Genomic DNA, 25,776 nt, shown 5'->3' with positions numbered 1-25,776 from the left:
TATGCCCAGTTCCATTACAACAATCGGCTTCGACGCAGATGACACACTCTGGCAGAACGAACAGTTCTTCCGGAGCTCGGAAATGCACTTTACGGATCTATTGTCTGCTCATGTCGAGGTAGCCGGCCTGTCCGAGCGATTACTTGCCATCGAGAAGCGTAATCTCGATGTTTATGGATTCGGCATCAAGGGGTTCACACTCTCATTGATCGAAACGGCAGTCGAAGTGACGGAAGGTCAGGTTCCAGCTTCGGTTATCGCCGAGATTCTGGCCGCCGGTCGGGAAATGCTGCGTCATCCGGTTGAAACTTTACCGCATGTGCAGGAAACGCTGGAGCAACTGGCCGATCAATATCGACTCGTGCTGATCACGAAGGGCGATCTGTTTGATCAGGAACGCAAGCTGGCGCAATCGGGGCTCGGTGATTTCTTCGATGCGGTGGAAATCGTCAGCAATAAGGACAGAGAAACGTACGCACGGATTTTCAGTCGTCATGGCGATGGTGCGGAACGAGCCATGATGATTGGCAACTCGCTGAAATCCGATGTGGTTCCGGCGATAGAGGCCGGTAGTTGGGGCGTGTTCGTACCGCACGAATTGACATGGGTACTCGAACATGTCGATGCGCCAGTTGCCGAGCCGCGTTTCCGGGAGATCAGGCATCTGGGAGAATTGGTACCGCTTCTGGTAGAGATCGATTGATTATTCAGCGGCGTGCTGTTCTGGTGTGACTTCGTCGGGACCATTCGGATCACCGGCTGCTGTCTCACGGCCGAGATCCGGAAAGGCGACGACGCGGTTGCCGGTGAAATCGGTGCGAACGACAATCAAGCCCTGTTCTTCGAAATAGGTGAGAAGCCGTCGGGCTCGCCTGGCCGAATGCGTGCCATAGGCGCGGGCCAATGTCGCATCCGACGGGCAGGGGCTATTTGTGACCGCAGCTTGCGCCACAATGAAGAATACGCCCTGAACATCGTCGGGCAGGGCCTTTGACAGCTCCAGCGCCTGCTGCCATGGCTCGCTTTGCGCCGTTTCTCCGTCAATACCAGCCCGAGCGACCGCTAGTCTGCGACGAAACTCGGGAAGTGCCAGTGCTTCGCCCGGTACACGGCGAATACGGCAACGGACGAGAAAGTCCTGGTAGAGGACGGCATCAGTGCGGAAGGAAGCGTCGGGATCATTCAGCATTTCATGCATCACCGAATCGATCCGACCATTGCGCTCCGCTTGGTCAATCTCCGGAAAAAGCGTCAGCGCAGGAGCTTCGGCTTGTACGAGGGCTTTGGCTTGCGTGAGCTGATTCAAAATGTCGGCAGTGGGGGTCGGTACTGGCGGAGGAGGCGTGCGGCGGACAATGGCACGCCGCTCTTCCGGTGCCGGCGTGAAGATCAAATCGTGGGCGTCTTCACCCGGCTGAGGCAGTGGCGTCAATTTTGGGCTCGATGACCGGGCAGAGGTCTCCACCGGTCCGATTGTGACGGCCAGTGGCTTACGTGAAAGCGCTGGTCCCAACGCAACGAAATGACCGCGCGCCAGATCACGAAATTGTTCTGCTTGGCGCCGTTCCATCCCGAGAAGGTCGGAAGCACGGGCCATGTCGATGTCGAGAAAAGTGCGTCCCATCAGGAAGTTGGATGCTTCGGCGGCCACGTTCTTGGCCAGCTTGGCCAGACGCTGGGTAGCGATGACACCGGCGAGGCCGCGCTTTCGGCCGCGGCACATCAGATTGGTCATGGCGCCGAGGGAGAGCTTACGCGCCTCGTCGGAGACTTCTCCGGCAACGGCTGGCGCAAAAAGCTGCGCCTCGTCTACAACGACGAGCATCGGATACCAGTAGTCCCGCTCAGCATCGAACAAGCCGCCGAGAAAGGCCGCAGCACAGCGCATCTGTTGTTCGACATCCAGCCCTTCGAGGTCAAGTACGACGGAAACCCGGTGCTGACGAATACGCGCGGCAATACGGGTCAGCTCATTCTCCGTACGAGCGCCATCGACAACCACATGGCCGTACTTGTCGGCCAGGGTGACGAAATCGCCCTCCGGATCGATAACACATTGCTGCACCCACTGGGCGCTTTGTTCAAGCAGGCGGCGCAACAGGTGCGATTTGCCTGATCCAGAGTTGCCTTGGACGAGCAGGCGGGTAGCCAGAAGCTCTTCCAGATCGAGCATGGCTTTCGCGCCGGCTGGCGCCGCTCCCATGTCGATATCGACCTTCATCGTTTCTCCAAGCGTTCGAGTGATTCCACGCGCGAGGTGGCGCGCGCGGAATCCTTAGCATCCCTTTGCTGTTCAGGAGAAGGCCATGCGGCACTTCCAGACGGAAACCCACAGCTGGTTTGGCATCAGCTTTGCCGAAACAATGCGCCGAATTCCTTCATGCGCCGCACGACATATTCCGGATCCATCAGCAAGTCGGGGAGATAGAGGCCGGGTTTGACCGGTTCACCGCCATGCAGACCAAGAAGACGTTCGATACCTAGTGCGACATGCAGCGCCGTAAGTGGAGCCTGACCCTCTGGATGGACGATATCAAGACGCTGGTGCACCTTTTCGCCAGTCAACAGATCGCCACTGGTCTCGACAGCTATCTCCGTGGAAAAAGCGTTGCCCCGTCGTCTGCTCGCAGACACGCCATAGACAAGATCGAAACGTACGGACTTTGCATCAGTTGCGGTGGCGAGGCTGAGCACGTCAAGCGGCGAGTACGCGTTGGCTTCGACATCCGTGCCGTCTATATCGGTATATCGCCGTGTTGCCTCTTCCCCTTTGATCCAACGCCAATGTCCGTCTTTGAGTTGCAGGGGATTGGGTGCGGATTCCGTGAGCCGCTGATAATCCGCAAAAGCTGCGGGGCCCCCCATGTCCTCTTCGTCAAGCACGACAGTGATCGTGATATTGTCGATGGTACGAAAATCACGCGCGACCTGAAGTGCCGGGAAGGTTGCGGCACCCGCCAACCAGTTGCTCGCCATGAGGATTGGGGCACGTCCGGGGTTGCGTATGGCCAGTGCCATTTCCGGTCCGACCTCGAATACCCCGCTGGAAACACTTAGATATGGCAAGCCATGGGCCTGTGCATATTTCATGCTGTTAAGCGTTTCATCCTTCACGAAGACGGCAACCGCGCTATAGCCAGTCCCTTCTCCCTGGCCGAGATCGTTGCGCTCGAGATCAACCTTGACAGCGAAGGCATTGCCGACGACTTCGGCAATGTTTTGCGCCCTGTTGGTATCGCGGCCGCCGATAGCAATCGGTAGATCCGGGTGAAGCTGGCGCAGGATCTGCGCGGCTTTTGCTCCAACGATACCCGAACCGCCGATGATCAGAACAGGTTTTGTTTCGAGTAATGACATGACCTCGACTCCTTCTTGAAACTGGACAATGGTGAATGCGAGGGGCGATTCCTCTCGCTCCTTGTATTATTACTAATAGTAGGTTACTAATAGTAATAATACAAGGGCCGTCAATCCGGAATTCTGACGTTCATGAAGGATCGAGCCGTATGGCGACAGTTTCAGCTAAGAAAATGCCGAAGGCTCAAAGACGTAATCAGCTTTTGAGTACGGCGCTTTATATAATTCGGGAACAGGGTACGGATGCTCTGACGCTCGGCTATCTGGCCGAGCGGGCTGGCGTGAGCAAGCCCATTGCTTACGAGCATTTCGGGACCAGAGCTGGCCTGCTGATTGCCCTTTATGAGCAATTGGATCAGCGGCAGGTTGACGAACTTGTTGCTGCGATCGAGGAAACGCCAAAACAGCTTGACGACATTGCACGCGTCATGAGCGATGCGTATATGGCGTGCTACCGTTCTATTGGCCCTGAATGGTCCGCGATATCGGCAGCACTCAAGGGCGATGAGGCGATGGAGAGATTTCAGGCAAGCCTGATCGACGGCTACGTCGACCTGTATTGCAAAACCCTGTCGCCCTATGCTGCTTTGCCTGCGATCGAACTTCGTTTGCGTTGTGTAGGAATTGTCGGCGCAGCAGAAGCGATTTCGAAGGAGATGATGCGCGGCAATCTCGACGAAGCGTCGGCTGCACGTGTGTTGCAATCGCTAATTGTCAAATGGCTTTCCATCTGAACTCCACCATCGGCGTCAGTCTGCCTACTGCTGCACTGGGCTACTCTCGTTGCGCGTCGGCACCAATAGTGCCGTGATCAGACACCAAACACCCGCATCAAATCAATGGCGCGGATGAGAGGTCGAGAAGCTCGAGTTTGCCACCTGCAAGTCTTTGCTTCGTCCGGCCATTTGTCAGCAATTCATGTGGCGCACCAAGGGGGATGGCGCTCACTTTGTCGAGCCGGTCGATATGTTCCGCGGTGAGGACAAGCGACGCGGCAGCGAGATTGTCGCGCAGCTGCTCGACGGTTTTGGGACCTATAATCGGCATCACACCTTTGGCGGCAACCCAGGCAATGCCGACATGGCTGGGGGCTGCGCCGATCTCATCGGAAATCGCCAGCAATTCGTCGATAATCGCGGTTCGCTGCGGGCTGTCTTCGTGCTGGATGACGACCCCGAGGCCCGTAGCACGACCTTCTTCGCCCCTACGGTACTTGCCCGTGAGCAATCCTCCTCCAAGCGGCGACCAACCAACCGTACCCAGCCCGAAGCCCTTCGCCATCGGTAGCAATTCACGTTCTGCGCTGCGTTCCACGAGACTATATTCCGTCTGGAGACCGGCCACCGGTGTCCAGCCGCGCAGGGATGCGATGGTCGCGCCACTGGCAATGCGCCAAGCCGCGAAGTTGGAGAAACCGGTGTATATGATCTTGCCAGCACGGACGAGGTCGTCGAGACCGCGAACGATTTCTTCAATCGGCGTCATTTCATCGGACATGTGCACCCAGAGCAGGTCGATGCGGTCTGTCTTCAGCCGTTTCAGACTGGCTTCAACTGCCTGGATCATGGATTTACGGCTGTTACCGACGGCGGAAAGACTGGGATTCGCCGATGCGCCATGCGAGTATTTAGTAGCGAGCACGAAGCTATCACGCTCCGGGGCGATGAATTCTCCTATCATGCTCTCCGACTGACCGAACTGGTAACTGTCCGAAGTATCGATGAAATTTCCCCCGGCTTCGGCATAGCCGTCGAAGATTGGCCGCGCGATGTCGGGTGTGGAACCATAACCCCAACCGGTACCGAAATTTCCAGTGCCCAATGCAAATTCCGAAACGCGGAGACCAGTGTGATTGCCAAATAGCTTGTAGCGCATGACGTATTCTCCCTTTCGCTGCTGCCTGCCGCAGTCGAAATTAAATGATGATCATAATGATTGACTATAGATGACGGTCATCATATAAAAAGTCAACAATGTTTTTGAGAGGGTCGTTGCATGCGTGTCAGTCGAGAACAGGCAGCCAAGAACCGGGAGCGGATCATTGATATTGCCAGCCGGGAATTTCGCGAGAAGGGTTTCGATGGGATCGGCGTGGCAGACGTTATGAAAAGTGCAGGTCTGACACATGGCGGCTTCTATGGCCATTTCGCATCCAAGGATGACCTTATCGCGGAGGCCTGCGCCGCTTCAATGGATCGGTCGGCCGAAAAATGGTCGCAGCTTGCGGAAACATCGCCGGACGAAGCCTTTGCGGCGATTGCAAATTCCTATTTGTCGAAGGCCCACCGGGATGGCAAGGCAACCGGCTGCACGATCGCGGCACTGGCCCCTGATATCGCCCGACAAAGCGGGCCTGTGCGCAAGCGTTTCAGCGAGGGGATAGGTACCTTGCTTGACATCCTTGCCAAGGCAATTCCGGGACAATCCGACGCGGCCAAGCGTGAGAAAGCCCTGACCACCATGGCGGGTCTTGTAGGCACGCTGGTCCTGTCGCGTGCCGTTGACGATCCTGAATTTGCCGATGAAATTCTGAACGCAGGGCAGGCGGCCTTCGGATCCGGCGAAACCGCCCAATAGATCCAAAAACTACCGCCCAGGACGTCCTGTCTTGCCTGGACGGCGCTTTTTACGTGCGTCGCTCGCATCTTCATAGGAACCCGCGCCAGTTCGTTCACGACGGATGATCGTTTGATCGTTCCGGTTCGTGCCTGTAAATGCTGGCTTTTCGGGCACATTGCCGATAACGGGCTTTTCCGTGCGTCCAACCGTCATTTCATCGAGCGAGTTCTTGCGGAACACACCCGGTCCAAGCGGACGGGTGGTGTCGCCGCCCATCTCGTCGAGATGCGGTTTGCGGAAAAGCGCGGAATCCTTGTCATTCTCGTCCGTCACCACGCGGTGCATGGCGCGGCCGGCATTGTGCCTGCCCTTGGTGCGGCCCGTGACCGGACTTTCCATCTCGACTTCGCGCGCCATCGGATCATCCGAGATAGCCAACTCCATCTCGCGCAAACGCTTGATTTCATCGCGTAACCGGGCCGCGACCTCGAAATCGAGATCATCTGCGGCGTCGCGCATCTGCTTCATCAGATGTTCGAGATGGGCTTTCAGATTGTTGCCCATCATCGCGCCGGATTCAGCAAAATCAGAAATATCGGCGCGAACGTGGTCGCGTTCATAGACGCTGTTAAGAATATCGCCGATGTTCTTCTTGATGCTGGCGGGCGTGATGCCATGTTCGGTGTTGTAGGCCTCCTGCTTCTCGCGGCGGCGATTGGTTTCCGCCATCGCACGCTCCATCGAACCCGTGACATGATCAGCATAAAGGATGACCTTGCCGTCCACGTTCCGCGCCGCCCGGCCAATGGTCTGGATCAATGAGGTTTCAGAACGCAGGAAGCCTTCCTTGTCCGCATCGAGAATAGCGACAAAGCCGCATTCCGGAATGTCCAGACCCTCGCGCAGCAGGTTGATACCGACAAGCACATCGAATGCACCAAGGCGCAGATCGCGCAGAATCTCAATACGTTCGAGAGTGTCGATGTCCGAGTGCATGTAGCGAACCCGGATACCCTGTTCGTGCAGGTATTCGGTCAGGTCTTCAGCCATGCGCTTGGTGAGGACCGTGACAAGTGTGCGATAGCCCTTTGCCGAGGTTTCACGGATTTCACCAAGAACGTCGTCAACTTGAGATTTGGCTGGGCGTACTTCCACCGGTGGATCGATCAGGCCAGTCGGACGGATCACCTGTTCGGCGAAAACACCGCCGGACTCTTCCATTTCCCAAGTGCTCGGCGTAGCAGATACCGCGACAGTTTGCGGGCGCATGGCATCCCATTCCTCAAACCGCAAAGGTCGGTTGTCCATGCAAGAGGGCAGGCGAAACCCGTACTCAGCCAGCGTTGCCTTGCGGCGGAAGTCGCCTTTATACATGGCGCCGATCTGCGGAACTGTCACATGGCTCTCGTCGATGAATACCAGGGCGTTGTCGGGAATGTATTCGAACAACGTTGGCGGTGGTTCGCCCGGTTTGCGGCCGGTGAGATAGCGCGAGTAGTTTTCGATGCCGGCGCAAGACCCTGTTGCCTCCAGCATTTCCAGGTCGAACGTGCAGCGCTGCTCCAGCCGTTGCGCTTCGAGCAAGCGTCCGGCTGCATTCAGTTCGACAAGGCGATGTTTCAGTTCCTCCTTGATCGACTTGATGGCCTGGTTGAGCGTCGGGCGAGGGGTCACGTAGTGCGAGTTGGCATAGATTTTCACCGAGCGCAGGTCGCCGGTCTTCTGGCCAGTGAGCGGGTCAAATTCGGTGATTGCCTCGATCTCGTCACCGAACATGGAAATGCGCCATGCCCGATCTTCCAGGTGGGCAGGAAAGAGTTCGATCGTGTCGCCGCGAACCCGGAACGAGCCACGGGTGAAATCCATCTCACGCCGCTTGTATTGCTGCGCCACCAGATCGGCGAGAAGGGCGCGCTGGTCCAGACGGTCGCCGATCTTCATTTCGAAGGTCATGGCCGTATAGGTTTCGACTGAACCGATACCATAAATGCACGAAACCGAGGCGACGATGATGACATCGTCGCGCTCTAACAGGGATCGGGTGGCTGAGTGGCGCATCCGGTCGATCTGTTCATTGACCGACGATTCCTTCTCGATATAGGTGTCAGAACGCGGCACATAGGCTTCCGGCTGGTAATAATCGTAATAGGATACGAAATATTCCACTGCATTATTCGGGAAGAAAGATTTGAATTCGCCGTAAAGCTGGGCCGCCAATGTCTTGTTCGGCGCCAGGATCAAGGCGGGCCTTTGCGTTTCCTCAATCACCTTGGCCATGGTGAAGGTCTTGCCCGACCCGGTGACGCCAAGCAGAACCTGTGTCTTGTCATTCTCTTTGATCCCATCAACGAGATCATGGATAGCGGTCGGCTGGTCGCCGGACGGTGTGAACTCCGTTTCCATCCGTATCTGGATACCGCCTTCGGATTTTTCCGGACGGGCAGGCCGATGCGGAGCCCAAGCGGTTCCATTCTTGAACAGCGGATTTCCGCTTTCGATCAGGGCGGAAAGGGCTGCAACGGTGGCGGTGGCCCCGCCGGGCATGATGCTGCCTGCGTCTTCCAATCCGATATCGAGCCCAGCCACGGGATTAAGACCTGCAGCGGCGCGTGTCTTCGGGTCGGTCGAGCCGCCAATAGAGGTGCCGCGTGAAGTGCGCGACGCGCTGGATTGGGTGCTTCCGGCCCTGGCTGGCCTTGGGGCTTTCGGCTTGGCTTTGACCGTCTCTTCAGTGATCTGCTTTGCCCAGTCACTGATTGAACCGGATAGCGGTGAGCCTTCCAGTTCGGGTTGAGGCGCTTCGCCGAAACCGTCAGCGTTATATTTGTCAGGAGATTTAACCATAGGTTGAATATGGGAGGAGTCCGGTGAAATGGAAAGAGTGGAGTTTTGAAAAGTGCCGGACCTTGACATGCTCCTGACACAAGGTTGTCAGGAGCATGTCCGATGCACCGATTCATCACCAGCGCTCAAATATATGTTCGCGATGGTAGCGGAGAAAATCGGGGTGAGGGTGGTGGATGTCATTCTTGGGCAGATCGATTTTCCCGGATTCATTTATGAGCCTATCGATCGCCGAATAATTATAGCGAGATGATCTGATGATCTGGTGGTCGCTACCGATTGAGATCAGACCCTTGTCGAACATCCAGTGTATAGTCCGCAAAAGCGCGATGCCGTTAATGACAGAATCCGGACCGGAATCCTTGACGGGTTTGATGTGGGCGCATTCAATCTCATGACTGCCATCGGGCGCAGGCAGGGAAATCCCTGTCATCGCGCATTTCCATTCGTATGCTTCCCCCACGAGCTTGCTGAAGACCCGGTCTCGAAGAATGCGCGAGGTCAGGAATCGGTCCCGTTCCAACGGTTCAGGAGGATCCTCAGCAAAGCCGGAATAGGTAACTGGGGGAATGGCGCATTCTTCTAACGCCGAGAATCCATCGAATCCCGCTTCCACAATGCGGTTATATTCCTGACCTGACAAGGCACGAACTCGCTGTTGGTTCGCATGCTTGTTCAAACTGCCATCCGACTCCAACATGCTTTTTTCATAATAGAATTTGCGATCGAGCTGAGGGTCAAATACGCTGAAGGGTACGCTTGGGAACTCGGAATAATATTCGAGGGTTGCATCGGAATAACCTGGGGCATCAAGTGTTGGATGCACTGAGACAACGCGTGCTCTGGCAAAGTATCCTGCCGGTCTGCCTCCCCGTTCGCCAGCGCGCCGGGCAGGCTGGTAGTAGATAATCCAATCGTTCAGGGCGCTGTAGACAATGTTTAAGTGTTTATTCTCAAAACAAAACCGCTCGTGGATGGGGCGATGGTACTCTTCTTTCGATCTGATCTGGAATATTGCAGGCATTCAGCCGGTGTTCACCTGTTGAAACTTGGATTCGTTTCAACATGGAGATACCCGGTGGGAAGGGAAACTCACCCGGAATTGCATTTTACATCTTCATTCAATCTGCAATAGCAATCGAATTGTTTCAGCCGTAGCGAAGCTTCAGACCAAGGATGGTGAGAATAAGCAGCAGCGTCGTTCCGTTCGCGGCTATGACCGGCCAGGAACTGATCATCATCCCATACACCAACCACAGGAAAACACCCAAAACGAGCGAGACATTGGTGACGAGCGAAATGCTCGCTGTATCCCGATGCCGGACGATCCTGATGATCTGCGGGATCCAGCACAGGGTGGTAATCACGGCAGCAAGGCTGCCGATAAGCTCGATATGGAGAGGCACGGATCGATCTTTCAAAAGGGGAGGAATGCAATTGATATATGAGCGGATTCTTCTGAAAAATATAGCGGAATCATGACGCAAAGTTCGTGCGCGAAAAATTTATTTTTTGCGCGCTATCATGTTCTATCGCAGCGCGCCCAGCAGCCGCGCCGGAAGGTAAATTACCAGCGAAGCTGCGCCGGTAATGGCTGAGGTGCCGTCGGCCAGGATGGCTTGTCCGGTCGGGGTCTCATCTCCTTGGAGGATTCGCCGCGACAGCTGCCCGCTGCGGGACATTGCCATGAGCGTTGGAGAGCTGGCGAAGACGCCGTGCGACCCGCCATCGAGGGACGAAGCGTCCAAAACCAGAATGCCGAGTTTCTGCAGCATGGGGATGCTGGAGCCATCGCCGACGCGCGCATGGCCGCCAGTGATGCGGCCCGATACGTTCAATGCGCGGTCCGCACGCGAAACAAGGACGACAAACGGTCTTGGTAATTTGCCGATGTCCGCCACTTGCGACTGAAATACGTCGACGTCGATATCGGGTGCTGCAAGCATCACGCCGGACAAACGACGGAGCACATCGTGATGACCTGTCTCTGCAAGCTTGGTGAGCGCTTCCATGACGACAAACGAGCCCATCGAATGGCCAACGAGCAAGACTCTACTAGCCTTCGCCTTGGTGAGAAGCTGCAGGAGCTCGGCCAAACCCTCGCGGCCGTAAGTTGCACTGTCACGGTCATAAACATACAGACCCAGCGCCGCAGCCGACGGCCAGGAATAGTGGACTGCGACGGCGGGAAGGGCGTAGTCATAAGCAATCTGGGCCTGGCGAAAGACGCTGTCGGCGAAATTATTGTTATAGCCGTGGACAAAAATGAAGATTTCGCGCTTTTCAGCAGGCCGTCTTGCAAGCTCCGCGTTGATCCTGTCGATGAAGATCTGTCCGTTGTCCAAAGGCTGGAAAGTGGTTGCCGCAAAATGCCGGGCCGGATTTGGCTTGCTGTTCGATTTTTCCACCTCTCCGTTCTTATGATTGGGGGGAATGCCGATATCGACGCGTGCAAAGTTCAAGGACGGCGAACGTTTCGATGTGTAGGGCAGGGACAAGTCGCCCGAACGCTCACGGCTGGTCGCAACGAAAACGGGTATAATCGCTTTCGGGCCGGTCTTGTCGTTGACAAGCGGTGCTGGAACCGCGGCACTTGATTTGATGACGTTTTCGGGTTCGAGGCCAAGAACAGCGCGCCCGCCACAACCGGCGAGCATAAGCATGACAAGAAATAACGCTGACAAGCGCGAAACAGTCATGACTTCAACTCCGAACCGCAGTCGCCACGATTTAGAAACAGCATTTAGCTGATGCTGCAACCCAAAAGCGATCACGGTGGCCCGGTAGCCTACTCGCGTGACAATTTTTCAACATCTGTCATCTTGCACACTCTCAGACAACCAGGGGGTCGCGCGCCATATTGAGATGAAGCTCATGCCCCAAATACGCGTTGGCTTCTGCCACGGGTTCATTCAGTTCCACACCAAGGCCCGGCGCCAAGGATGGGATGACATAGCCATTTTCCCAGTGGATGGGCTTCTTCAGGATCTCGGCGTGGAAGCCACTGAAAGCCTGGATACATTCGAGAATAAGGAAGTTCGGGCTGCACGTAGAAATTTGGATGTTGGCCGCTCCAATGATCGGCCCGCAATAGAGATGCGGCGCAATCTGTGCGTGAAATGTCTCGGCCATGCCCGCAATCTTCTTGGCCTCAAGAATACCGCCGACACGGCCAAGATTCATCTGCAAGATGTTGGCTGCCCTGTTCACCAGCAAGCGCTGAAACTCATACTTCGTCGTTAGACGCTCTCCGGCAGCGACGGGAATGGACGTGTGCTGCTGCACATAGCCCATATTCTCCGGCATATCCGGCGGTACCGGTTCCTCCAGCCAGAGTGGATCATAGGGTTCGAGCCGCTTTGCCAGCCGTACCGCGCTGGTCGGCGTCATTTGACCGTGGGTGCCAAACAACAGATCGGCCTTGGAGCCGACGGCCTCGCGCACGAGACGAACGAATTTTTCGCCAAGATCGAGCTGTTCAAGCGACAGTTGACGGGGATCAAAAGACGTATAGGGAGCAACCGGGTCGAATTTCACCGCGGTATAGCCTTGCGCGACATATTCGGCCGCGCGCTCTGCCGAGGCTTCAGCGTTCCAGTAAATTGCTGAGGTCTCTCCCAATTCCGGCTTCGGATAGAGATAGGTGTAGCTGCGCAACCGCTCATGAACCCTGCCGCCGAGCAGTTCGTAGACAGGCTTGTCGGCTTCCTTTCCGATAATGTCCCAGCAAGCCATTTCGAGCGCGGAAACCGCACCCATGATCGTCACATCAGGGCGCTGAGTGAAGCCACCAGAATAGGCGCGGCGGAAAAAACGTTCAATGTGGTGGGGGTCTTCGCCGATGAGCCAACGTTCTGCCAGATCCTCAATGACCTTGCGCATTACTTGCGGACTGATGGTCGAATTGTAGGCTTCACCGTAGCCGACAACGCCGGAATCGGTCGTGAGTTTGACAAAGAGGAACCAAGTGCCGCCAAAGGACGGCGGTGGATTGCTGACCACGAAGGTTCTTACGTCGGTAACTTTCATGGCATCCTCCTGAAGTTTGTCGCAAGGGTAGACTAGGCCAAGCCTGGGGGAATGCCGAAACCGCGCAACGACCCGCGATGTCGGGATTTCGACAGTTCTTGCGTGAGCCCCTTTTCAATCCCGTTGCCGCATCGCATCATAGGCTCGACTGCAACCACCAATGGAGACCGCAATTGACCGAAGAGACGAAGCCTACTGGCGAATTGACGCTACGTACACTCGCCATGCCGGCCGATGCCAATGCTGCCGGAGATATATTCGGCGGCTGGGTTATGGCGCAGATGGATCTGTCCTGCGGCATGCGGGCGGCGGAACGGGCGAGGGGGCGTGTGGTTACGGCAGCAGTCAAGGAAATGGCCTTCGCCAAACCGGTCAAGATTGGCGATACGCTGTGTGTCTATACGCATATCGCTCATGTCGGGCGGACGTCGATCACGCTCAAGGTCGAGGCCTGGGCACAGCGCTATCTCTCGGATCTGATGGAACTCGTTACCCACGCCGATTTTGTCATGGTCGCGCTTGATAAGAGTGGCAAGCCGACGCCAGTGCCGACCGAGATCTGACCTAGCCTTGGCTGCCAATCATATATTTATCCCAGAATCCGGCTGCGGCTTCAGTCTGTTCGACAATATCGATCCAAAGGCCCGAAGGGTCATGAAAACCAAAACGGCGCTGACCGAAGGGCTCATCCGTAAGGGGATACTCTATCTCGAGGCCGGTGGCACTGATCGTTTCAAATGCAGCCTTGGCGTCATCAACCTGTAGTTCAAAACATATGCCCTTGCCGTTGAAATTTTCCGGACCGGGCGGTGCGGATGGGTGATCCGGACTCATAAAAGCGATCGAAGCGGACTGGTCTTCCGTCGTGAGCCAGGAGATCCACGTGCTGTCAAAGCCGCTGATGAAACCCATATGACGAATCCAGAAATCACGGCATGCTTCCTTGCGATGGGTGACGATGATCGGATAGCGGTCGGTAAAATGCATGGTGTCCTCCCGGGATTACGAATCATCGCATTAAACAAGCCTCGAAAAGCCGGTGGCAAGTAGTGTTTGTCAGGAGACTGACATTGGGGCACGTTCCCATTTTAGTTGTGAAATTGCGACTACAGCAATCAAGACCTTTTGGTCTAGAGGGGCCCGACATGGTTAGTTGAATGCCGCGAATATCGTTGCAAGACTGGCGCCGCGCGGCATTAACGGCAGGCTCGGTGGCCGCTTCGGCGTTGCATCAGGTCGAAATGGAAATGATCACGGTGGAACCTGTCATAGCCAGGGCCGAGCACGGTGGTGAAATAATCGCATGCGTCGGAGCGAACAGTATTCAGGAGGCCCCGTTGCCGAAAGGCAAAGAGGCCCGGTTTCTGCACCTTGATGTCGCGACCACTATTGAGCGTAATCCTGGCAATATCGAGCGCGTTGCCCTTAGAGTGTTCCGACATGGCCCTTCCACGTTGATTGCTCATGGTGCGGCAGGAATAACTCGATGCCTGATGAATCGTATTGATCCCCGAGAGGTAGCGCAGCCGCGTCGAAGGCGAGAGATCGCCCTTGACCCAGCGAGCGAAGGCAAGTGTCATCTGGCAGTTTAGTGTCGCGCTCGGCTTCAGTTTAATCCGCCCACTCGAGAATCCACTGACCGTGAGCGGATGGTCTATACGGCATACGCCCCCGTCATTGATCGGTTCGCGTTCCTGAAAGACAACGCCAAGCCGTTTCAGCTGCGTGCGGCAGGCGACCTCGCTTCCTGGCAGGGCCAGGGCACTCTCACCGCGGGCAATGGGGTCGCGAATACCCCCGGGATAACCATAGCTTTCGGCATCATCGGAAGCCGGTTCTGATTCCGGCAAGGAATAGGGTTTCGGCTCGGCGGCCGGCGGGGTGTCTGGTACGACTAGCGTATCCGGCTGCTGTCCGGCGTCCGGCACGGATAGGACTTCGGGCTCTTGTGCGGTGAATTCTCCTGATTGCGGGGTGGATAGTTGTTCGGTTTCCTCACTCGCCACTTGCTGGCTCTCCTCGCTCGCCAGCGATTGATCAGCCACGGATGTGTCCGTGCCATTGCCCACATCGACCAGTGGACGCCTGACATCACCCATGCCACAGGCGCTGAGCGCCGCGCAGATACACAGAACCAGAATGGTTGAAAGGCGCTTCAAGTGCAAAGCGGACGACAACGCAAAACTCATGTCACCACATCCCATTTGCCCGATACGCAGGCGGATGCAGTTAAAAATAGTGGCAAATTGTAAAGGAAAGGTCAGCGCGCGAATTAACGTCTGCGTCGGGAATGCGGCGTCATTTTACATTGAATTGGCTTGATTTTGCTGTATTCAGCACTGCGTTAGTGCACTGCACAATGCCCGATCCTTCCTCCCGAAAGAACCATCATGCCAACCTTCCTTTCGCCTTCCATCCTGCCCATAATATTTCTTATCGCTTCAAATGTATTCATGACCTTCGCCTGGTACGGGCATCTGAAATATCCGGCGGCAGCGCTCACTCCAGTTGTTTTCATCAGCTGGGGCATCGCGTTGGTAGAATACTGGTTCGCCGTTCCGGCAAATCGAATCGGACATGCGGTTTATTCGACAGCCGAACTCAAGACGATGCAGGAAGTGATCACGCTGGTCGTCTTCAGCCTGTTCTCAGTGTTTTACCTGAAGGAGTCGTTCACTTGGCAGCATGTGGCCGGTTTCGTTCTGATCGCCGGAGGGGCAACGCTGATCTTCAAGGCCTGACTTCGGTTCTGCTTCGCAGGGCCGGGATCAATTCAACCGTAATCATTGCTATGAAGATGAGCGCGCAACCGATCGCACCCTGAAGTGACATGCGCTCTCCCATAATAAGTGCGCCGAAAAGAGCGGCGAACAATGCTTCGGACGATAGCATGATCGCAGCCTGCGGTGCAGTTGTGAAGCGCTGACCAACAGCCTGCAGCGTGAAGGCGATGCCCGACGAGATGACCCCCGCAAAGAGAATTTCCGGTGCAGCGGCAATAATGGAGAAGAGTTCAGTGCGTTCCGTTCCAAGCGTTACGATGAAGCCAAGCACGGCGCATACGGCGAACTGCACAAGCGAAAGCATGATCGGCCGGCCATTATTTGCGGCAAGGCGATTGATGAAGATGATCTGCAGCGCCCAAAAGACAGCGCATGCAACGATCAGCCAATCACCAGCCGTCAGACCTTCGAGGCGTCCCCCGGATAAGAGATAGATGCCGGCAACTGCGGTCAGGGCGCAAGGCCACACGACGGGATGTGGCCACTGCCAGAAAAGCACGACCGCGAGGAACGGCACCATGATCACATAGAGCCCGGTCAGGAAGCCGGCATTTGTGACAGACGTTGTCTGCATGCCGATCTGCTGAAGGGCGGCCCCTGCAAAAAGCAGCAATCCGATGAAGGTAAAGCCAAAATAGTCGAAACGCGATAGTTTCTTCGGGGCTGCCTTTGCTTCGCGGATCGCAAGTGGCATTACCGTAAGCGCTGCGAGCAAGAAGCGCAGGGCAATGAACATAAATGGTTCGACACTGTCCATGGCGCTGGATTGCGCCACAAAACCCAGGCCCCAGATGGCTCCCGCAGCAAGCAGCAGTATATTGGCCCGGCCATGCGTCATGATGATCCCACAGTGCTCTGCGGTTATACCCGCGAGGGATATCTACAGATTGCAATTTAATGCCGCAAGGCCAGGAATGCTGCGGTGTCAGGTTCCTGATGCGCGTGACAGCCGGATGATTTTTCCATCACTTTCATCGGTCAGAAGGTAAATCGAGCCGTCGGGTGCCACGCGGACATCCCGGATGCGTCCAAACTCGCCCTTCAAAAGGCGCTCCTCGCCTTTGATAGTCCCTTCCTCATCGCGATCAAGGCGCGACAGCAACTCAAATTTCAGCGCTCCGACGAGAAGATCACCTTTCCATTCGGGAAACATTGCCCCCTCGTACACGGCCAGGCCCGACGGTGCGATAGACGGATCCCAGTAGTAGAGTGGCTGCTCATAACCTTCGGCACTTGTGCCTTTGCCGATTTTCGCACCCGAGTAATCCTTGCCATAGGTAATGACAGGCCAACCATAGTTCTTGCCGGGCTCCGGCCGGTTGATTTCATCGCCACCCATGGCGCCATGCTCGACAGTCAGCAGGGATTGTGTGACGGGGTCCCAAGCCGCGCCTTGCGGATTGCGATGGCCCTTGGACCAAAGCTCCGGCAGTCCTTTTTTGCCATCAGCGAACGGATTGTCCGCTGGAACGGTGCCGTCCGCGTTGATCCGAAGCACGGAACCCGCGTGATCCTTGAAATTTTGCGCGCGCAGTTTGTCGCCGCGCTCGCCCATCGTTACGAATAGCTTGCCGTCGGGGGCCACAACGATACGTGAGCCAAAATGATGCGCTGTTCCGGTTTTCTTGTTCATCGAAACGAGTATCGAGACATTTTCAAGTGCCGCACTTTCCTCACTCCGAACAAGTTTGGCGCTTGCCAATGCCGTTCCTGCTCCACCCTTGCCCGGTTGCGAAAATGTAAAATAGATCCGGCTGCTTGTGGCGAAGTCGGGTGCCAAGGCGACATCGAGCAAGCCGCCCTGACCCTTGGCAACCACTTTGGGAACGTTGGCAACTGGTTTCGACACTTTGCCGCTTTTGATGATGCGCATGCTTCCTGTGCGCTCCGTCGCAAGAAGTGCCCCGTCGGCAAGAAATGCAAGACTCCACGGATGGTTGAGCCCGCCTGCTATCGTTTGAGCCGAGAGAGTGACCGTCTCGGTTTTGAAATCCTCAGCAAAAGCAGTCGAAGAAAGGGCCAACAGCGTGGCAAGGAGCGGAGCTGATTTAAAGCTCGGTGTTCGTTTCATTGGCGATCCTCCTGTCCCAACCGAGATTGCACCATTTTGTGCATATTCCTTCGACGCGGTCGTCTCACAGTGGCGTGAGGTGCCGCTCCGTTGTCAATTTGCCGAGGCGTAAAGCCCGTTGATGCGACATTTTCCACTTTCTTCGTGAAATCGCCAGAAACAGTGCTATATTAAGGGACGACTGACTGAACGGTTCCGAAGTCTTGAGCTTCGGTGGCCGTTTTCTTTTTGTGCCGCGTGGCCTCGATGGAGCGCTATTCGACACTGACTACGAAAGGAGAGGGCATGGAAAAGGTCCCGATGACTCAGGCTGGATTCGACAAGCTCAAGGAAGAGTTGCGCTGGCGCCAACAGGAAGAGCGGCCGCGTATCATCCAGGCAATTTCGGAAGCGCGCGCCCATGGCGACCTTTCGGAGAACGCCGAGTATCACGCTGCCAAAGAAGCGCAGAGTCATAATGAAGGTCGTGTGGGTGAGCTCGAAGACTATACCGCTCGCGCCGAAATTATCGATATCTCGAAACTGTCCGGCGACAAGATCAAATTTGGCGCGACGATCCATCTGATCGACGAGGACACGGACGAAAAAAGGATCTATCAGATTGTCGGCGATCAGGAAGCTGATCCCAAAGCTGGCCGCATTTCCATTTCTTCGCCCATTGCGCGTGCACTGATCGGGAAGACTGAAGGCGAGACAATTGAAGTCAATGCACCCGGTGGTGCCCGTTCTTACGAAATCATCGGTTTCAGTTTCGTCTAGCCTTCGTGCATGATCCCCTAAGCAGCGTCGAGGTGATAGCTCCGAATTTCAAGCGCAAGCTTTCCGGAGTCACCTCGACCATCATTCAACTTATCCCCCTGCAACGCGCGAACGGCCTCAAGATCGTCACGATAGGGCCGGGGCTGCCCGCCAACCTGCCCAATATCGGCTGGATGTCGCTTCCTGGTCTCTGGTTCAACCCCAAGACAAGACCGTTCCGCATTTGGCATGCGCGCCGGAACAATGAAATGATTGCAGGCATTTTCATGCGCTCGGTCTTGCGCATGAAGCTGAAGCTACTGTTTACGTCTGCCGCGCAGCGTGATCACAAGCCCTTCACCAAATGGCTGATCCGGCAGATGAATGGCGTGATCGCGACGAGCGGCAAGTCTGGCAGTTTCCTGAAAGTGCCGCACACGGTGATCATGCACGGTGTCGACACCCATCTGTTTCACCCGCCGCAGGACGATCAGGACACATTTGAAGCATCGGGGCTTCCAGGACAGTATCTCGTTGGCTGTTCCGGCCGTATCCGGCCGTCGAAAGGCACGGACCTGTTTGTCGACGCCATGATCAATCTTCTGCCGCGCTATCCGGATTGGACGGCAGTGATGACCGGCCGGACGACTGCGGAACATAAGGGCTTCGAACAGGCACTGCGCGACAGGATTACTCGGGCCGGGCTCGCCGATCGTATCCTGTTCCTGGGGGAGGTGCCGGATGTGCGTGTCTGGTATCGCAGGATGACGCTCTACGTCGCGCCTTCACGCAACGAAGGATTTGGCCTGACACCGCTTGAGGCTATGGCATCGCAGACGGCTGTGGTCACGAGCGATGCGGGGGCCTATGCCGAGATGATCGAGCCGGGCACCGGAACTGTTGTGCCGGCCGGCGACAGTATTGCGCTTGAACAGGCAATTGCTCCCTACCTTGCGGATCCGGCAATGTGTAAAAGAGCGGGCAAGGCGGGTCTTCGCCATGTCAGGGAGAAATTCCCACTGGAAAAGGAAGCCGCCAAAGTCCTCGAAGTATATGAATACCTTTTCGACGGTGGAGCGAAACCGTGACCATCACGGCATTTATCATTCATCTCAAGCGTGCCACAAAGCGCGGCGAACATATTCGCCAGCTGATCGAGCGCTTGCCGGTAAAGGCGGAAATCATTGACGCAGTGGACGCGCTGGATCTCAGCGATGACGATATGGGCGCAGTGTACAAGCGTTCGCTGCACAGACCCTACTATCCATTCGAATTGCGTATTTCGGAAGTCGCCTGCTTCCTGTCGCACCGCAAGGCCTGGCAAACAATCGTTGACCGCAATCTCGGCGCCGGACTCGTCATCGAGGATGATGTCGATTTGGACGATGCTGCCTTTGCCGCACAATTGAAGCTGGCATTGCAAGGCATGAAATCGACCGACTATATCCGCTTTCCTCGCTGGCCAAGAGGCGAGTACGGGCAGGAAGTCGCTAAAGAAGGCGCCAACAGTGTTATCGAACCGGACCTGCCTGGGCTCGGCATGCAGATGCAGCTGGTCGGGCAGGATGCGGCGTTGGCGCTTCTCGCCGCGACAAAGCAATTCGACCGTCCGGTCGACACAACGATCCAGATGCGGTGGCTGCATCCAATACGCGTCCTGTCAGCGCGGCCGATCACAATTCGCGAGATCGATTTCAATCTCGGTGGAACAGTGGTTCAGGGCAAGAACAAGACATTGTCCGGCCGCCTGAGCCGGGAGATACTGAGACCATACTACCGCGTGAAGCTGTATCTTTATAATCGTTTTCGCCGCTAGAGAACCATCAGCGGTTCGTTCTTGACCGAACGGATCGTCAGCGACGTGCGAACCGAATCGACATTCGGTGTCGAGGTCAGCTCTTCGATGACAAAGTTTTGGAACGTGCTGAGATCGCTGGCGACGCAATGGAGCAGGAAATCAGATTCGCCTGATACCATCCATGCCCGGCGTACAAGGATCCAGTTCTTGGTTTTTTCTGCAAAATTCTTCAGATCCGCGTCGGATTGGCGATGCAGCCGGATCATGCAGAACGCCACGATGTCCTGGCCCAAAATCGAACCATTGAGGATAGCGCGGTAGCCTTGGATGACGCCGCTTTCCTCCAGTTTGCGGACACGGCGCAAGCAGGGTGGCGCCGAAATACCTACGCGCTCGGCCAGTTCCACATTGGTGATACGGCCATTATCCTGCAACTGTTTCAGGATTTTCCAGTCAATCGCGTCGAGGTCCGCCTTCAAAGGCATATTCCATCCTGTTCCAAGAGAATTGTCGTCACCATAAGCGATTCCCCACGCTGTGTAATGTATCCCTCACAGGTTGCAAACACCTTCGGCGCTACCGGCTCCAGAAACGACGGGTGAAGAGGATGACAACGGGAATAATCTCTAGCCGCCCGGCGAGCATGAGATAACTGAGAACGATCAGGGAGGGGTCTCCCAAAGTCGAAAAATTTCCCGCAGGGCCAATTGTGTCTCCAAAGCCTGGCCCGACATTGGAGAGTGCCGTCAAGGCGCCTGTGAACGCCGTTCCCAGGTCATTTCCAAGTATTGTGAGGATAGTCGCTCCAATCACCAACGATGACATATAGAGGAAAATGAACAGCAAGGTCGATTGAGCGACGTCTTGGGTAATTTCGGAACGGCCATAACGCATCTTTATGACGGCGTTGGGCATTATCAGACGCGTCAGACTTGCAGATGCCAGTTGCCACAGAATGATAAGGCGGTTGAGCTTGATCCCACCCGAGGTGGAGCCAGAGCAACTGCCGATAAAGGTAACCAGGAAGAAAATGCCGAGCGCTTCGGAGCCCCACAGTGTGTAGTCCTCTGTCGCGAAACCAGTCGTTGTTATGACGGAGACAAGGTTGAAGAACGCTGCAATCAGAGCATCGCCTGTACCGATACCGGACTCCAGTTTCAACCCGACGGCGAGGACAGCGCTGAGACCGACGATGATGACAAAGAACAGCGTTACCTGCGGATCGACGAGAGACATCAAGCGCTGCGGCATGACCGCCTTGATATATAGCACGAAGGGCAGAGCGCCAAGGATCATGAAAATCGTGGCGATTATCAGGATCGCGCGGTTGTGGGCATAAAAGCCAAGCGACGTATCGTGCGTTGAAAAGCCGGCCGTCGCCACGGTGGTCATTGCGTGATTGACGGCGTCAAACATGCCCATGCCAGCTGCAAAATAAAGCAGCGTGCAGGCCAGCGTCAGGCTGATATAGGCAAGGATAATTCCGGTGGCGATCTGATGAATACGTGGCAGGATTTTTTCGGACTTGTCGGAGGATTCCATATGCAGAAGCTGGATGCCGCCGATACGAAGCGATGGCAACAGCAAAAGACCCAATCCAACGAAGCCGAGACCCCCGAACCAGCAAAGAAGAGAACGCCACATCAATATGCCGCGGGGCATGGAATCGAGCCCGGTAAGCACTGTCGCTCCCGTCGCCGTGATGCCAGACATGGATTCGAAGAAAGCTTTGGCAAAGCTGATTGGCAATGTCGAAAAAAAGAACGGCAAGGAACCGAGCAGGGCGGCTGTCAGCCAGATGGCGACAATCAGCAAAAAGCCCAGGCGCGGGGTGAAGCGGATCTCGGGGTTACTCGTGGCCAGGCTTACCAGCCCACAGAGGACACTCGTAAAAACCGCCGACTTAACAAAAACGGCCCAATCACGATTACCGATATGAATATCGACCAGTGCCGGGACAAGCATGGTCGCAGCCATGACCAAGCCAAACCGCGCGCAAATGTTGATGATGGTGCGAAAAATGGAGTGAACCTCAGGATCGCATTTTTGACATTTCAAGCTTCATAACTGGTTCTGGCAAACCGCACAACGTGTTGGAAACCGTGCAATGCAGCATCAAGCTGTGGCTAACCCGCCTATGTTATGCACAGACCTTGCAACAAAGGGGGCTCAACCACTACTTTATAGCGATTGAAGCGGACCCCGGTTCGTGCCACCTATCGTATGTAGAGAAGATATCACTTCAAGGTCTTGTTATGTCACAGCGCCATGTGCCCGTTCTTATCATCGGTTCCGGTCCCGCCGGCTATACGGCGGCGATCTATGCTGCCCGCGCAAACCTCAAGCCGCTCATCGTGGCCGGCCTGCAGCAGGGTGGCCAGCTGATGATCACGACTGATGTGGAAAACTATCCGGGCTATGCCGATACGGTGCAGGGTCCGTGGATGATGGACCAGATGCGCATCCAGGCCGAGCATGTCGGCGCCGAGATCGTTCACGACATCATCACCGAGGTCGATCTATCCGTTCGCCCGTTCCGGCTCATCGGCGACGGCGGCACACAATATACTTGCGATGCGCTGATCATCGCCACCGGCGCACAGGCGAAATGGCTCGGCATTCCGACTGAACAGGCCTTCATGGGCTTTGGCGTTTCGGCCTGTGCCACATGCGATGGCTTCTTCTATCGCAATAAGGATGTGGTGGTGGTCGGTGGCGGCAATACGGCAGTCGAAGAGGCGCTTTATCTCGCCAATCTGGCAAAGTCCGTCACGATCGTGCATCGCCGCGATCAGTTCCGCGCGGAAAAAATCCTGCAGGATCGGCTTTTCCGCAAAGAAAACATCAAAGTTATTTGGGACAATGCCATTGACGAGATCACCGGCACGGTAGCCAAGGCACCGCTTCCGGCATCGGTATCTGGCGTTCGCCTGAAGAACGTCAAGACCGGTGAAACAACGGAACTGGCCACGGACGGCGTTTTCGTCGCCATTGGCCACGCGCCCGCTGTCGAGCTTTTCAAGGGGAAACTCAAACATAAGCCGAATGGCTATCTCTGGACCGCAGCGGATTCAACCGCAACCGATGTACCGGGCGTCTTTGCCGCCGGGGATGTCACGGATGATATCTATCGTCAGGCGGTCACCGCGGCCGGAATGGGCTGCATGGCAGCCCTTGAAGCCGAGCGTTGGCTGACCGCTCAGGAACCAGTGCGTCAAGCTGCTGAATAGCAGCCGCTAGAATGGAGCTGGCCGCGATATGCGTGGCCGGAACGGGGAGAGACTGCGCGATGTCGCTTGATTGGGACAAGTTGCGAATATTTCATGCTGCTGCCGAGGCAGGGTCTTTCACCCATGCCGCCGAGACACTGCATCTGTCGCAATCGGCCATCTCCCGTCAGGTTAGTGCGCTTGAGCAGGATGTCGGTGTTCCGCTGTTTCACCGCCATGCCCGCGGTCTTATCCTGACCGAGCAGGGCGAGGTGCTCTACCGCACCGCTCATGAAGTTCTGATGAAGCTGGAAAATGTCCGCTCCCGCCTGACCGACAGCAAGGACAGACCATCTGGAAAATTGCGCGTAACGACCACGGTTGGCCTTGGATCGGGCTGGCTGATCGAGCGCGTGCAGGAATTCATCGAGCTCTATCCTGAAGTCCAACTGCAGTTGCTCCTCGATAATGAAGAGCTCGACCTGACCATGCGTCATGCGGATTGCGCTATTCGCCTGCGTCAGCCGCAGCAGCCAGACTTGATCCAGCGCCGGCTATTTACCGTGCATATGCATGTCTACGCGTCACCAGCCTATATTGCCAAGTACGGCAAGATTGAAAGTATCGAAGAGATCGATACCCATCGTATCGTCAGCTTTGGCGAACCCGCGCCGTCTTATCTTACCAATCTCAACTGGCTGGAGGTGATTGGCCGGTCGGATGGCAATTTGCGTCCGGCGGTGCTGCAGATCAACAACCTGCTGTCGATCAAGCGGGCGATCCAAAAGGGCGTCGGCCTCGGTGTCCTGCCGGACTATATGGTGGAGAAGGATTCGACGCTGGTCCGGCTGTTGCCCGAGATGGAATTACCTTCCTTCGATACGTTTTTCTGCTATCCGGAAGGAATCAAAAACGCTGCCAAATTGCACGTGTTTCGAGATTTTCTTTTCTCGAAAGCGCGCACCTGGTCGTATTAGGATCCCTGTTTGGCTTGATTGTGAAAAGTTTTTCTTCCTAAATATGCGATTGCCAGCAGCATGGATTTACTCATTCTGTTGATATTCGTGACTAATTTTCCAATAGTGCTCGCAAATTCACCGCTATGCGCTGTGTGCATGGGTGCGTTGCACAAATGGGTGTTGCGATCATGAGGCAAAACCTTCATATCCACGTGACTTGCCGGTGCGTCTCCTCCTCCCATTGCGCGCCCGCAAGTGTTCCCCTCTGGAGGTTTCGCCGGAAACGGCATCCTTCAAAATTTAAGGCCGGGCAATTGTCCGGCCTCTTTTCTTTTCAGGGGTATGCCTTCACGGCTCAGCGATAGAGTGGTTCGCCCTCGAGCCCCTTATAGAGCGAAGCGACGTGTTCGCCATAGCCGTTGAACAGCAGGGTTGGCACCGTTTCTCCCGTATGCAATATGCGTTCCTGCGCTTGGCTCCAGCGTGGATGCGCGACCTCCGGGTTAACATTAGCCCAGAAGCCATATTCATTCGATGCAAGGCCTTCCCAGAAACTTACAGGGCGTTGGTCGGTAAAGGTGATCTTGCGGATCGACTTCACTGATTTGAACCCATATTTCCATGGAAGAGCTAGCCGGATAGGTGCGCCGAACTGATTGAGCAGAGGCTTGCCATAGGCGCCCGTCACGACGAATGCCAAATCATTGGCTGCTTCCGCCATAGTCACGCCCTCGACGTAGGGCCAGGTGTAGAGAAAGCCGTTCTGGCCGCTCGCCATGGACGGATCGTTGAATGTCTCGAATCGGATATATTTTGCTGAAGCCGTGGGTTTGGCAAACTCGACCAGCTTTGCGAGGGAAAAACCCGTCCATGGCACGGTCATCGACCAGGCTTCGACGCAACGATGCCGGTAAAGTCTTTCTTCCAGCGGAACTTTTGCTTCCAGATCGGCAAACGCTATCGTGAATGGTTTTTCCACTATTCCGTCAATTTCGATATCCCATGGATTGGTGATTAAGGTCTGTGCTTCCGTCCAAATGTCTTTGTCGCCGCCGAACTCATAGAAATTATTGTATTTCGAATTGATCTCTTCCGGCGTGAGGCTGCGGCCCAACTCGTAAGCCTCGTTACGCTTTGCGGGATAGAGAGCAGGGTTGCCTGCGGGTTTGCGTTCGATCTCGGCTCGCGCCGATCTAGGCAGGACTGCGCAGGTCGTGGCTGCCAGTCCGCCCAAGCCCCAGGCTTTGAGGATCGTCCGGCGATCAAGGAATGCCTGCTCCGGTGTTGCCAGGGCCTCGGAGATTGCCCAAACGGGCTTTCGGTGGATAGCGACCATGATTATTCCTTGCGAAGAGCTTTCGCTCCGAAAATACGCAGTTTTCCATCACTGGTTTCACACAATGCTGTGAAGTTCTGCCGCAAAGAAAAA

25 protein-coding genes are annotated in these 25,776 nt (G+C 55.8%); 10 read left to right on the top strand and 15 right to left on the bottom strand.

The annotated features are described in order from the left end of the window. Position 1: 1 nt before the first annotated feature. The gene (locus CU103_RS11130; RefSeq protein ID WP_106664009.1) at positions 2-703 is read left to right on the top strand and encodes an HAD family hydrolase; all 702 of its coding nucleotides are present in this window, start codon (positions 2-4) and stop codon (positions 701-703) included. On the opposite strand, the gene CU103_RS11125 is transcribed toward CU103_RS11130, so the two are convergent. Together CU103_RS11125 and CU103_RS11120 are read right to left on the bottom strand one after the other, a co-directional pair. Beyond that, a complete protein-coding gene (locus CU103_RS11125; RefSeq protein WP_106664008.1) occupies positions 704-2,221 on the bottom strand; it encodes a helicase HerA domain-containing protein in 1,518 nt (505 codons plus the stop codon). 125 nt (positions 2,222-2,346) lie between these two features. After that, positions 2,347-3,357 (bottom strand): Rossmann-fold NAD(P)-binding domain-containing protein, encoded by a 1,011-nt coding sequence (locus CU103_RS11120; protein ID WP_106664007.1) that lies wholly within the window; start codon positions 3,355-3,357, stop codon positions 2,347-2,349. A 149-nt stretch (positions 3,358-3,506) separates the two neighbouring features. Here CU103_RS11120 and CU103_RS11115 point away from each other — a divergent pair, with 149 nt between their 5' ends. After that, positions 3,507-4,091 (top strand): TetR/AcrR family transcriptional regulator, encoded by a 585-nt coding sequence (locus CU103_RS11115; RefSeq protein ID WP_106664006.1) that lies wholly within the window; start codon positions 3,507-3,509, stop codon positions 4,089-4,091. A 97-nt stretch (positions 4,092-4,188) separates the two neighbouring features. On the opposite strand, the gene CU103_RS11110 is transcribed toward CU103_RS11115, so the two are convergent. Continuing rightward, positions 4,189-5,232 (bottom strand): aldo/keto reductase, encoded by a 1,044-nt coding sequence (locus CU103_RS11110; RefSeq protein WP_106664005.1) that lies wholly within the window; start codon positions 5,230-5,232, stop codon positions 4,189-4,191. A gap of 120 nt (positions 5,233-5,352) precedes the next feature. On the opposite strand from CU103_RS11110, the gene CU103_RS11105 reads away from it, so the two are divergent. Beyond that, positions 5,353-5,934 carry a TetR/AcrR family transcriptional regulator gene (locus CU103_RS11105; protein ID WP_106664004.1) on the top strand — a complete coding sequence of 194 codons (582 nt, stop codon included), beginning with the start codon at positions 5,353-5,355 and terminating at the stop codon, positions 5,932-5,934. Positions 5,935-5,943: 9 nt separating this feature from the next. Here the strand turns inward: CU103_RS11105 and uvrB are convergent, their stop codons facing one another. The 5 genes from uvrB to CU103_RS11080 form a co-directional block, all read right to left on the bottom strand. After that, on the bottom strand, positions 5,944-8,760 hold the full coding sequence (gene uvrB / locus CU103_RS11100; protein ID WP_106664003.1) for an excinuclease ABC subunit UvrB: 2,817 nt from the start codon (positions 8,758-8,760) through the stop codon (positions 5,944-5,946). Positions 8,761-8,875: 115 nt separating this feature from the next. Continuing rightward, entirely contained in the window at positions 8,876-9,784 is a 909-nt protein-coding gene (locus CU103_RS11095; protein ID WP_106664002.1) for an HNH endonuclease, read from the bottom strand. Positions 9,785-9,908: 124 nt separating this feature from the next. Beyond that, positions 9,909-10,166 carry a SemiSWEET family sugar transporter gene (locus CU103_RS11090; protein ID WP_106664001.1) on the bottom strand — a complete coding sequence of 86 codons (258 nt, stop codon included), beginning with the start codon at positions 10,164-10,166 and terminating at the stop codon, positions 9,909-9,911. A gap of 123 nt (positions 10,167-10,289) precedes the next feature. Further along, on the bottom strand, positions 10,290-11,459 hold the full coding sequence (locus CU103_RS11085; RefSeq protein WP_106664000.1) for an alpha/beta hydrolase: 1,170 nt from the start codon (positions 11,457-11,459) through the stop codon (positions 10,290-10,292). Between the two features lie 133 nt (positions 11,460-11,592). Further along, positions 11,593-12,789, bottom strand: coding sequence for a mandelate racemase/muconate lactonizing enzyme family protein (locus CU103_RS11080; protein ID WP_106663999.1), 1,197 nt, complete (start codon positions 12,787-12,789; stop codon positions 11,593-11,595). 224 nt (positions 12,790-13,013) lie between these two features. Here CU103_RS11080 and CU103_RS11075 point away from each other — a divergent pair, with 224 nt between their 5' ends. Next, positions 13,014-13,352, top strand: a complete 339-nt coding sequence (locus CU103_RS11075; protein ID WP_162707074.1) for an acyl-CoA thioesterase — start codon at positions 13,014-13,016, stop codon at positions 13,350-13,352. A gap of 1 nt (position 13,353) precedes the next feature. Here the strand turns inward: CU103_RS11075 and CU103_RS11070 are convergent, their stop codons facing one another. Together CU103_RS11070 and CU103_RS11065 are read right to left on the bottom strand one after the other, a co-directional pair. After that, a complete protein-coding gene (locus CU103_RS11070; protein ID WP_106663997.1) occupies positions 13,354-13,776 on the bottom strand; it encodes a VOC family protein in 423 nt (140 codons plus the stop codon). Between the two features lie 209 nt (positions 13,777-13,985). After that, positions 13,986-14,978 (bottom strand): extensin family protein, encoded by a 993-nt coding sequence (locus CU103_RS11065; RefSeq protein ID WP_106663996.1) that lies wholly within the window; start codon positions 14,976-14,978, stop codon positions 13,986-13,988. 201 nt (positions 14,979-15,179) lie between these two features. Here CU103_RS11065 and CU103_RS11060 point away from each other — a divergent pair, with 201 nt between their 5' ends. Further along, a complete protein-coding gene (locus CU103_RS11060) occupies positions 15,180-15,530 on the top strand; it encodes a DMT family protein (protein ID WP_106663995.1) in 351 nt (116 codons plus the stop codon). On the opposite strand, the gene CU103_RS11055 is transcribed toward CU103_RS11060, so the two are convergent. Together CU103_RS11055 and CU103_RS11050 are read right to left on the bottom strand one after the other, a co-directional pair. Beyond that, complete coding sequence (locus tag CU103_RS11055) at positions 15,520-16,410, bottom strand: DMT family transporter (RefSeq protein WP_106663994.1); 891 nt, start codon at positions 16,408-16,410, stop codon at positions 15,520-15,522. The two genes, CU103_RS11060 and CU103_RS11055, sit on opposite strands and share 11 nt — an antisense overlap. Before the next feature lie 87 nt (positions 16,411-16,497). Then, the gene (locus CU103_RS11050) at positions 16,498-17,643 is read right to left on the bottom strand and encodes a PQQ-dependent sugar dehydrogenase (RefSeq protein WP_106663993.1); all 1,146 of its coding nucleotides are present in this window, start codon (positions 17,641-17,643) and stop codon (positions 16,498-16,500) included. Between the two features lie 285 nt (positions 17,644-17,928). Between CU103_RS11050 and greA the strand changes: the two genes are divergently transcribed. Genes greA through CU103_RS11035 form a run of 3 tightly spaced genes read left to right on the top strand, consistent with a single transcriptional unit; the run spans position 17,929 to position 20,197 of the window. Further along, positions 17,929-18,402 (top strand): transcription elongation factor GreA, encoded by a 474-nt coding sequence (gene greA / locus CU103_RS11045; RefSeq protein WP_106663992.1) that lies wholly within the window; start codon positions 17,929-17,931, stop codon positions 18,400-18,402. Between the two features lie 5 nt (positions 18,403-18,407). Beyond that, entirely contained in the window at positions 18,408-19,469 is a 1,062-nt protein-coding gene (locus tag CU103_RS11040) for a glycosyltransferase family 4 protein (protein WP_106663991.1), read from the top strand. After that, positions 19,466-20,197 (top strand): glycosyltransferase family 25 protein, encoded by a 732-nt coding sequence (locus tag CU103_RS11035; protein WP_245448730.1) that lies wholly within the window; start codon positions 19,466-19,468, stop codon positions 20,195-20,197. The genes CU103_RS11040 and CU103_RS11035 overlap by 4 nt, the downstream gene beginning before the upstream one ends. Here CU103_RS11035 and CU103_RS11030 read toward each other — a convergent pair. Together CU103_RS11030 and CU103_RS11025 are read right to left on the bottom strand one after the other, a co-directional pair. Next, positions 20,194-20,664 (bottom strand): Lrp/AsnC family transcriptional regulator, encoded by a 471-nt coding sequence (locus tag CU103_RS11030; protein ID WP_106663989.1) that lies wholly within the window; start codon positions 20,662-20,664, stop codon positions 20,194-20,196. The genes CU103_RS11035 and CU103_RS11030 overlap by 4 nt on opposite strands. A 91-nt stretch (positions 20,665-20,755) precedes the next feature. After that, positions 20,756-22,156 (bottom strand): TrkH family potassium uptake protein, encoded by a 1,401-nt coding sequence (locus CU103_RS11025; RefSeq protein WP_106664260.1) that lies wholly within the window; start codon positions 22,154-22,156, stop codon positions 20,756-20,758. A 278-nt stretch (positions 22,157-22,434) separates the two neighbouring features. Between CU103_RS11025 and trxB the strand changes: the two genes are divergently transcribed. Together trxB and CU103_RS11015 are read left to right on the top strand one after the other, a co-directional pair. Further along, entirely contained in the window at positions 22,435-23,409 is a 975-nt protein-coding gene (gene trxB, locus CU103_RS11020; RefSeq protein WP_106663988.1) for a thioredoxin-disulfide reductase, read from the top strand. Positions 23,410-23,468: 59 nt separating this feature from the next. Further along, positions 23,469-24,365 (top strand): LysR family transcriptional regulator, encoded by an 897-nt coding sequence (locus tag CU103_RS11015; RefSeq protein WP_106663987.1) that lies wholly within the window; start codon positions 23,469-23,471, stop codon positions 24,363-24,365. A 337-nt stretch (positions 24,366-24,702) separates the two neighbouring features. Here the strand turns inward: CU103_RS11015 and msrP are convergent, their stop codons facing one another. Further along, the gene (gene msrP, locus CU103_RS11010) at positions 24,703-25,683 is read right to left on the bottom strand and encodes a protein-methionine-sulfoxide reductase catalytic subunit MsrP (protein WP_106663986.1); all 981 of its coding nucleotides are present in this window, start codon (positions 25,681-25,683) and stop codon (positions 24,703-24,705) included. Between the last annotated feature and the right edge of the window lie 93 nt (positions 25,684-25,776).

It is taken from the genome of Phyllobacterium sophorae, from assembly GCF_003010965.1.
Taxonomy (GTDB): Bacteria; Pseudomonadota; Alphaproteobacteria; order Rhizobiales; family Rhizobiaceae; genus Phyllobacterium; species Phyllobacterium sophorae.
Note: the sequence above shows the minus strand (reverse complement) of the source record. Positions and strands in the feature narration are given on the sequence as shown.

What these genes read in the sequence shown, in the direction of transcription:
- CU103_RS11105 (WP_106664004.1), top strand. Translation starts at nt 5,353, where the DNA reads ATGCGTGTCAGTCGAGAACAGGCAGCCAAGAACCGGGAGCGGATCATT.
- CU103_RS11120 (WP_106664007.1), bottom strand. Translation starts at nt 3,357, where the DNA reads ATGTCATTACTCGAAACAAAACCTGTTCTGATCATCGGCGGTTCGGGT.
- CU103_RS11125 (WP_106664008.1), bottom strand. Translation starts at nt 2,221, where the DNA reads ATGAAGGTCGATATCGACATGGGAGCGGCGCCAGCCGGCGCGAAAGCC.
- CU103_RS11015 (WP_106663987.1), top strand. Translation starts at nt 23,469, where the DNA reads ATGTCGCTTGATTGGGACAAGTTGCGAATATTTCATGCTGCTGCCGAG.
- CU103_RS11075 (WP_162707074.1), top strand. Translation starts at nt 13,014, where the DNA reads ATGCCGGCCGATGCCAATGCTGCCGGAGATATATTCGGCGGCTGGGTT.
- msrP (WP_106663986.1), bottom strand. Translation starts at nt 25,683, where the DNA reads ATGGTCGCTATCCACCGAAAGCCCGTTTGGGCAATCTCCGAGGCCCTG.
- CU103_RS11085 (WP_106664000.1), bottom strand. Translation starts at nt 11,459, where the DNA reads ATGACTGTTTCGCGCTTGTCAGCGTTATTTCTTGTCATGCTTATGCTC.
- CU103_RS11070 (WP_106663997.1), bottom strand. Translation starts at nt 13,776, where the DNA reads ATGCATTTTACCGACCGCTATCCGATCATCGTCACCCATCGCAAGGAA.
- CU103_RS11030 (WP_106663989.1), bottom strand. Translation starts at nt 20,664, where the DNA reads ATGCCTTTGAAGGCGGACCTCGACGCGATTGACTGGAAAATCCTGAAA.
- trxB (WP_106663988.1), top strand. Translation starts at nt 22,435, where the DNA reads ATGTCACAGCGCCATGTGCCCGTTCTTATCATCGGTTCCGGTCCCGCC.
- CU103_RS11110 (WP_106664005.1), bottom strand. Translation starts at nt 5,232, where the DNA reads ATGCGCTACAAGCTATTTGGCAATCACACTGGTCTCCGCGTTTCGGAA.
- CU103_RS11060 (WP_106663995.1), top strand. Translation starts at nt 15,180, where the DNA reads ATGCCAACCTTCCTTTCGCCTTCCATCCTGCCCATAATATTTCTTATC.
- uvrB (WP_106664003.1), bottom strand. Translation starts at nt 8,760, where the DNA reads ATGGTTAAATCTCCTGACAAATATAACGCTGACGGTTTCGGCGAAGCG.
- CU103_RS11095 (WP_106664002.1), bottom strand. Translation starts at nt 9,784, where the DNA reads ATGCCTGCAATATTCCAGATCAGATCGAAAGAAGAGTACCATCGCCCC.
- CU103_RS11065 (WP_106663996.1), bottom strand. Translation starts at nt 14,978, where the DNA reads ATGAGTTTTGCGTTGTCGTCCGCTTTGCACTTGAAGCGCCTTTCAACC.
- CU103_RS11025 (WP_106664260.1), bottom strand. Translation starts at nt 22,156, where the DNA reads ATGGCTGCGACCATGCTTGTCCCGGCACTGGTCGATATTCATATCGGT.
- CU103_RS11080 (WP_106663999.1), bottom strand. Translation starts at nt 12,789, where the DNA reads ATGAAAGTTACCGACGTAAGAACCTTCGTGGTCAGCAATCCACCGCCG.
- CU103_RS11115 (WP_106664006.1), top strand. Translation starts at nt 3,507, where the DNA reads ATGGCGACAGTTTCAGCTAAGAAAATGCCGAAGGCTCAAAGACGTAAT.
- CU103_RS11050 (WP_106663993.1), bottom strand. Translation starts at nt 17,643, where the DNA reads ATGAAACGAACACCGAGCTTTAAATCAGCTCCGCTCCTTGCCACGCTG.
- greA (WP_106663992.1), top strand. Translation starts at nt 17,929, where the DNA reads ATGGAAAAGGTCCCGATGACTCAGGCTGGATTCGACAAGCTCAAGGAA.
- CU103_RS11055 (WP_106663994.1), bottom strand. Translation starts at nt 16,410, where the DNA reads ATGACGCATGGCCGGGCCAATATACTGCTGCTTGCTGCGGGAGCCATC.
- CU103_RS11130 (WP_106664009.1), top strand. Translation starts at nt 2, where the DNA reads ATGCCCAGTTCCATTACAACAATCGGCTTCGACGCAGATGACACACTC.